Annotated in this window: 3 protein-coding genes; 1 reads left to right on the forward strand and 2 read right to left on the reverse strand. The window is 35.6% G+C overall.

Features of this window, described 5'->3' with window-relative positions; genetic code table 11:
* A partial coding sequence (locus F6K40_RS36945; RefSeq protein WP_293144200.1) for a CHAT domain-containing protein occupies positions 1–2,081 on the forward strand: 2,081 nt, incomplete at its 5' end.
* Between the two features lie 312 nt (positions 2,082–2,393).
* On the opposite strand, the gene F6K40_RS36950 is transcribed toward F6K40_RS36945, so the two are convergent.
* The gene (locus tag F6K40_RS36950) at positions 2,394–2,645 is read right to left on the reverse strand and encodes a hypothetical protein (protein WP_293144202.1); all 252 of its coding nucleotides are present in this window, start codon (positions 2,643–2,645) and stop codon (positions 2,394–2,396) included.
* Positions 2,646–4,856: 2,211 nt separating this feature from the next.
* Positions 4,857–6,767, reverse strand: a complete 1,911-nt coding sequence (locus F6K40_RS36955; protein ID WP_293144205.1) for a transketolase C-terminal domain-containing protein — start codon at positions 6,765–6,767, stop codon at positions 4,857–4,859.
* Positions 6,768–8,023: the final 1,256 nt, after the last annotated feature.

Genomic DNA, 8,023 nt, shown 5'->3' on the forward strand with positions numbered 1-8,023 from the left:
AAGCTGCCAATTTAAACAATGCAAATTTAACCGAAGCATTAGCAATAGGCACTAATTTTACCACCGCTCAAATGTCAGGAACTTGTTTAGAAGCTTGGAATATTGACCACACAACTATCCTCAATAATGTTGAATCAAAATATATCTATTTATTAGAAGAACCAAAACCAGAAACAGACGATAGAGAACGTCGCCCAAGTAGTGGATATTTTCAAGAGGGATACTTTACAAAGTTATTCACAGAAGTCTTGAATACTGTGGATTTAATTTTCCAAAATGGAGTAGATGCCAAAGCATTTATGTCATCTTTCCAACAGGTACAAGTGGAAAACCAAGGCATCCCCATGAAAATTCAAGGTATGGAAAATAAAGGCGATGGAGTAGTAGTAATTAGAATTGATGTACCCCCAGAAATAGAGAAAGAAAAAATCCATCGGGAGTTGATGGAATTCTATGATGAAAATGTCAGAGTGCTAGAGGAAAAATATCAGAAAAAGTTGGAAGGAATCCAAGAACAAATTAATCTAAATCTTCAGGAAAGTGAGAGAAAATATCAGATAGAGTTAGATGCTCGTTCAGAAGAGCAAAAGAATTACATGATGTCTTTAGTCCATGGCATATTTCAAAAATCAACCTCTGCTAATTATTTAGTTACTCTCAATTTTGAAGGAGGAAATTTTGCAACAGGTTTTCCAGTTATTAGAGCAAATATTTGGTCAGACAATCATCCTTTACCAATTTCTTTTACTGGTAACTTACCTTCAAATTCAGAAATTCCTCAACTCTATCAAGACTGGAAAGAAAAATATAAACAATTAAGAGAATGCTATCGAAATTTAAACTTGCTTCCTAGAATCAAAGTGAAGAAAGAGCAGAAAATAAATTTTTCCGAAAAGGAATTTCAGAAAATAATTATTCAGATTCAGGAATTAGAGAAAGAATGGCAACTTCTCCTCAACAACTGGTTAAGTGCCTCAGATTTTAACCGAATAGAAAAGGAATTACGAGTTAGATTTAATCCTGCAGACAAGATAAGGTTAATTATCCAATCTGAAGATATTTTAATGCAGCGAATTCCCTGGCACTTATGGAATTTTTTCTCAGATTATCTATTTGGGGAAACTGCTATAGGTTTGCCGGAAGCTAACCGAGTCGAAAAGCTAAATATTACTAGGGAAAAAATCCGCATCTTGGCAATTTTTGGAAATGACAAAGGGATAAATGTTGAGGCAGATAAAGAATATTTTTCCAGTCTATCCAGCGCAGCAGAAGTTGTTTCTTTAGTGAAACCAAGTCGCCAAGAATTAGATGAAAAGTTATGGGATGAAAAAGGTTGGGATATTATTTGTTTTTCTGGTCATAGTGAAAGCGAAGCAGATGGCAGTACAGGATATTTTGATTTAGGAAATGAAACAAAAATGACAATTGAAGAATTAGAAAACGCCCTGGCAACAGCTATTAGGAAAGATCTACAATTAGCAATTTTTAATTCTTGCGATGGATTAGGTTTAGCCAGACAACTTGCTCGGTTAAATATTCCGGCAATTATTGTTATGCAAGAAGAAGTGCCAGATGAAGTTGCCCGGAAATTTTTGAAGTATTTTATTCAGTTATTTGCTAGTGGTAAATCTCTATATATTTCTGTGCGAGAAGCGAGGGAAAAATTACAAGTAATAGAAGATAAATTTCCTGGGGCGAGTTGGTTGCCAGTTATTTGTCAAAATTCCGCAGAATTACCTCCTACTTGGCAACGTTTATATGAAATTTCTTATGCTAATTTTGAGGGTAGTTTGGCAAAATTATTATCGCCTATAGAAACTGAAAAGTTTAAACGCCTTACTTCAAAGCAAAAAAGTCTACTTCAAAAGTATTATGAACTGACAAATCTCTCAGAGTTATCTCAACATGAAGCTGAACAAATGGAAAAAATACTTGAAAGAGCAGAATCAGACGATTTACTAAATTATTGGATTGAAAAAATAGATGGCTTGGTTTATGAGAAGTTAGGTTTATTGACGGAAGAGAAACTTGACTATTATGAGAAGCAAAAAACAAGGGGTAAAGAATTTTTTGTTGATTAAGATTTTTGTGGAATGACAAAAATCTGAAAGAATTCTAATGTCATGTTCTGATAATTTAGTCAGGGTATTGTAGCTAGACAAATTCGGTTCAGCCCAACAAAAAATATATTTGTTGGGCTAACCTTTGGGAAACAACTTAAGTTTCTCAACCAAAACGACAAGAGACTGTTTTTCTGATTAGATATCTAGCAGACTCGATCATCAGAAACTCAAGAAAGTAATTTATAAATCAATTCCAAAATTACTGAACTGCTGAAGAAAATCCTCTCCCAGAATCTTGATAGAGCTGACCAAGAAACAGAACTAATTTAATCACTCAATAACTGTGGTTTTATCCTCCTCCTTAACTTCTTCCCGAACATTAACCTGAATTTCCTGAACAGAATCATTTCCACTATCTCTTTTATCAACATCCGTTATAATTTTCATTCCTTGATGAGTTACTTCAAGATGAAAAAGATACCTACCGTTAATCATCTGAATTGTGGTAAAAGCTCCGATGGAAAAAATTAGGACTCCGCAAAGTGGAAAGGTAATTTGCCAGATAGAAAGTTGCCATTTCATAGAATATTTACCTCAGCTTGAGACAGATGTATTTATCAGAGGGTTTCGTACTAATTCAAGACTTAGCAAACTCTCTATTATTTATGTGGTTCTCTCATCTGGTTTTGTGACAGTAGCGATCGCCAATCTATTATTAAACTTCTCTTTTTTTCTGACTTAATCTGGATTTAGAGCAGTTGCCAAAAATCTTTCTTTGTCAGCATATTTTGCTAGAGATTTTTGGCATTTGCTTCCCTTATCTCCTGAAAAAAATCTCTAATTTATGGCAACTCAAAATATCTCTAAGTAGGCACGCGCTAATAAACCTAACATCTAACGAAATGTTGATGTATCGAAACCTTTGATATTGCTTCCTTCCATTCCTTTGAAAAAAATTAGAACTCCGCAAAGTGGAAAAGTAATTTGCCAGATAGAAAGTTGCCATTTCATAGAATATTTACCTCAGCTTGAGACAGATGTATTTATTAGAGAGTTTCTACTAATTCAACACTTAGCAACCTCTCTATTATTTATGTGCTTCTCTAATCTGGTTTTGTGACAGTAGCGATCGCCAATCTATTATTAAACATCTCTTTTTTTCTGACTTAATCTGGATTTAGAGTAGTTGCCAAAAATCTTTCTTTGTCGGCGTATTTTGTTAGAGATTTTTTCCATTTACTACCCCTATACTCCTGAAAAAAATCTCTAATTTATAACAAATTAAAACTATAGCAATCAGTTGTAATTTGTGAGAATTTGTAATATTTGATCGTAGGGTTTTGGTCTCCTCTCCCCAAACTAAGAAGGGATTTGGAGACCAAACCCCTACAGTTTTGTCTCACATCTCATTCCTGATTCCTATACTTTAAAATCTTTATTCTTCTCTAGAAGTAGCGATCGCTTTCTTCCATGACTAAAATCAAAAAACAGTTTCCCGCAATAAGGCAAAACTATAAGTAAAAAAAATAAAATCAACTCTTATCATTTTTTATGCTTATTAAAAAATCTCTGATTTCGGCTAATTATTACAAAATATTTCACGGACTTGCGTTATTTCAGCGATTTGGTATCATATAGATACATAGCTTATTGTGCCAGTTTTATGTTTAAAAATAAGAAATTTTGTCTAAAAAAAGCTACAACCTTCTATTTTTCGTCAATATAGGGTGCAAAAATTTATACTTTTTTCTACGGATGAATAAGTCTCAAAAAACTTATTTTGAAAAGGTGTCGGTGCTTAAGCAATAATAACCATTGACAAATTTATTTTGATAGTATCCAAAAACTGCTATTCAAAATCAAATATCTTGGTAATGCTCAAAAATAAAAATGATGACTGATAGATAAAACTAGGACTTATATAATGTCCGGTTGAATAATTTAATTAGAAACTCTCGTAGTATTGCTCTAGCAATAAGTGTAGATAGAGCTAGAGCAATACTACAAACAAAAATTTTTTATCACTTAGTTATTAGGTAGGTACGAATTAACCTAACTACCTAAAAAAATGTAAATCACTCAAAACCTTGGAGATTGCTTCCTTCCACGGAGTGTAAGTCGCAATGACTGTAGCGAAATTTAATTAGACCTAAACTCGGCGGTGTTTGAGCGGAACATTAACCTTCTTTGCCAGTAGACTTATGAATCGGTGAGCCGGAAAATCGCCCAACATCAAAGATGAAGAGCGTGTCTAGGATTGTCTAGATTTTTAGAAGGTGGCACTTAATAATTATTGAAATTAGGGAAACTTGGTTTGCCTGGAAGTAGGGGTTTGGTCTCCAAACCCATTTGGTCTCCAAACCCTCAGTGAAGTTCCTACACCAAAAGCGAAAGTTCTACTCTAAACTTCTGACGTCTACTTGAGACTCTCAGAACTTTCTTTAGAGATATTAGACATCTCCAGAAAAGAGGGAACAGGGAACAGGGAACAGGGAACAGCGAAGAATAATTGATGATTTATGGATAAGAATTGATTTGACTTTTTATTTTTGGAGATGTCTATTCCCTTCGATTCATCCGACACTGAAAAAATTTCAGTGTGGTGGTTCTCTCAAAGGAAACTAAAGCACTTTTATAGTAGGGGCGATTTCCTAGGTCATGCTCCGCAAACGCGAATCGCCCCTACAGGGTTTTGGTTGTGACGTAAGGTCATCAATCTGAAAAGCGCTGTAAAGCAAAAAGACGAAATACAGAAAATATCTCTTTCCGCTCCTACTACCTAATTAGAGAAAATTATTTAACTAACTCCTTAACCTTACCCATAATACCTTCAGGACCAATGCCTTGATGAGGGAACTGTTCCCAAAGACCGCCACAACCTTCTTTGTGAGTAGCAATATAAGAAAACTTCGGACTCATACCACGTTCTAATAACCAAGAACCGAAACGACTGCCCAAACCAGTACGACGGTTGAAAGCCTCAACTACCAAAACAAAAGGAGCAGCACCTACCTTTTTCAACATATCCTCATCAATTACATTCAGAGTCGGTTTATTAATCAAACCAACATCTATTCCCTCCTGCTTCAGACGTTCCACTGCATCGAGAGAACGATACAACGCATCACCAAAACTCACAATATAACCAGCAGTACCTTCCCGAATCACCTCATCCTTCCCAGGAGTAAACTTGTAACCTTCCCCAAAAAATTCTTTACCATCAGCGTCAAGCATAATTGGCACCTTCGAGCGAGTCGAAAAAATAAAGCGCATTCCAGTTTGAGTAAACACCGCCTCAACACAAGCCTTCATTTGATTAGCATCTGCTGGGAAATAGAGACGAGTTTCATAAGCATCATCCAGACCATTGTCGGCAAACATATTGTTTAAACCGAAGTGACAAGTATTATCTGCCATATCATCTATCCCCGCGTGGGAGAAATGACACAAAACATTAGACTTATTTAACCGCGCCATAGTAATTTCCGAGATGCACATTTCTAGGAAGGCGCTGAAAGTTGCAAAAATACCCTGCTTACCAACTTCCATGCCAAACCCCGCAGCAGCAGAAAAATTGCCTCGTTCCATAATACCGCCACTAACAAACCGATCTGGGAAAGCCGTACGAATTTGCTTCAGTCCGCAGGAACCCTCTAAGTCACTATCAACAAATAAGTGGTTGCTACGTTCTGTCTCACTCATGCCATTCAGAATAGACACGACAGTATCGCCAAAGACATTGCGGTTAGAACCTGCTTTATCACTAACTCCCAGATAAGTGTAACTTTGCTTAGGTTTTTCAATACCTTCAAGATAATTAACTGCTTCAGTTATCCCTCTACCCTTGAGATACTCGATCGCCAACTTTAAAGGAATTACATCATGGCCGTGGATAGAACCTTCTAAACCTTCAACTCCTGGGGACATCTTCCGCTTATTAACTACAGCGATCGGACCTTTAGTTGTAACTGCTTGACAGATTCTTTGGTAAAGACTGTCTAAATCTTCTCCATCTCCTTCCAGTACAGTCAGACCATGACCTGTGAGAGTTTTGTTCAGGTCATAACCTTTTAAATAGCTAGAAGGATGACCAGCAATAGTCACATCATTATCATCAATCAGCAATTTAACATTAAGATTTTGTGCTACTGCCATTCTCGCAGCTTCAGCATCATTACCTTCTTGTTGAGAACCGTCAGAACCGAGGCAAAATACTACTTTATTAGGATTTGCCATTGCCACACCATTGATGTAAGGCCACATATGCCCCAATCTTCCAGAACTAAATTTTACTCCTGGAGTAAGTCCTAGTTCTGGGTGTCCTGGTAGATGAGAATTAGCTGCTCGATAATTTACAAGACGTTCAACGGGAAGGTCTCCTTGTATAACTGCCATTAAGTATTGGGTAGCTACACGGTGTCCTGCCTCATCAAAGAAAATAGGTACAAATTTTTCTGCTGCACCTCGGAAGAAGGCATCTAGAATCATAACTTCTGGCACTGTATCATAAGGGCCACCTGTATGACCGCCTACTCCTCTAGCAGCGCCAGTGGCGGTAAAGAAGATAATTGTGTCACGGCAAAGTTGAATATTTGCTTTGAGTGTTTGTCGTTGTTCATCTGTAAGGGTAGAGTTTGTAGGGTCTAGGGACAGGGGTTTGTAGCTTGCTATGTCAATTGGAAATGGTGCTGTAGCAGTTGTCATGGTTAATAAGAATGGTAATATCTACAAGTTCATATTCCCATAATTTGTTCCATACTTAAATAGGGTTAGCTCAAAAATTATTTTGATAAGAGTATGTTTTTTACCTTTAATTTCCCAGTCGAATCAAAAATCTTGAGAATATAAAGCCTCGCAGAAATAGTCTCAAAGTTGGCAGTCTACAAAATCTGAATTTTGAGTTGTGAGTTTGGTTGAACAGGGTATATTTTTTACCTTTAATTTCACAGTCGAATCAAAAATTTTGAGAAGATAAAGCCTCCTAGAAATAGTCTCAAAGTTGGCAGTCTACAAAATCTGAATTTTGAGTTTTGAGTTTTGAGTTTGGTTGAGCAGGGTATGTTTTTTACCTTTAATTTCACAGTCGAATCAAAAATCTTGAGAATATAAAGTCTCGCAGAAATAGTCTCAAAGTTGGCAGTCTACAAAATCTGAATTTTGAGTTTTGAGTTTGGTTGAGCAGGGTATGTTTTTTACCTTTAATTTCACAGTCGAATCAAAAATCTTGAGAATATAAAGTCTCGCAGAAATAGTCTCAAAGTTGGCAGTCTACAAAATCTGAATTTTGAGTTTTGAGTTTGGTTGAACAGGGTATATTTTTTACCTTTAATTTCACAGTCGAATCAAAAACTTGGAAAATCTCAAGCCTCGCAGAAATAGTCTCAAAGTTGGCAGTCTATCAAATCTGAATTTTGAGTTTTAATTTTGGTTGATCAGGGTATGTTTTTTAGCTTTGATATCAAAGTCGAATCAAAAACTTTGAGAATATCAAGCCTTGAAGAAATACTCTCAAAGTTGGCAGTCTATCAAATCTGAATTTTGAGTTTTAATTTTGGTTGATCAGGGTATGTTTTTTAGCTTTGATATCAAAGTCGAATCAAAAAAATTGAAAATATCAAGCCTTGAAGAAATACTCTCAAAGTTTAAAGTATATAAAATCCTGCTTTTGAGTTTTAAGTTTTAACTTTTGAGTTTTAAGTTTAGTTGATCAGGGTATTTTTTTTACCTTTAATATCAAATAATGTCAAAGTCGAATCAAAAACTTTGAGGCTATATTCTCAAAGTTTTGAGCCGATAAAATTCTACTTTTAATTTTTAATTTTTTACTTTGGTATCTGTCAAGTCCTAGACGGCATTTTCCTCGACATTTATAGACAATTGTGGACAAAATGTATAGGTATAACCGTCTTTTTTATGTACAACTTTTAATTTGCTGACATGAACACTTTTAGCTTTTTGTC

Source organism: Okeania sp. SIO3I5 (assembly GCF_010672085.1).
Classification (GTDB): Bacteria; Cyanobacteriota; Cyanobacteriia; order Cyanobacteriales; family Microcoleaceae; genus Trichodesmium.

Bases quoted from the DNA above. Each gene is read 5' to 3' on its own strand.
- F6K40_RS36950 (WP_293144202.1), bottom strand. From the start codon at position 2,645: ATGAAATGGCAACTTTCTATCTGGCAAATTACCTTTCCACTTTGCGGA.
- F6K40_RS36955 (WP_293144205.1), bottom strand. From the start codon at position 6,767: ATGACAACTGCTACAGCACCATTTCCAATTGACATAGCAAGCTACAAA.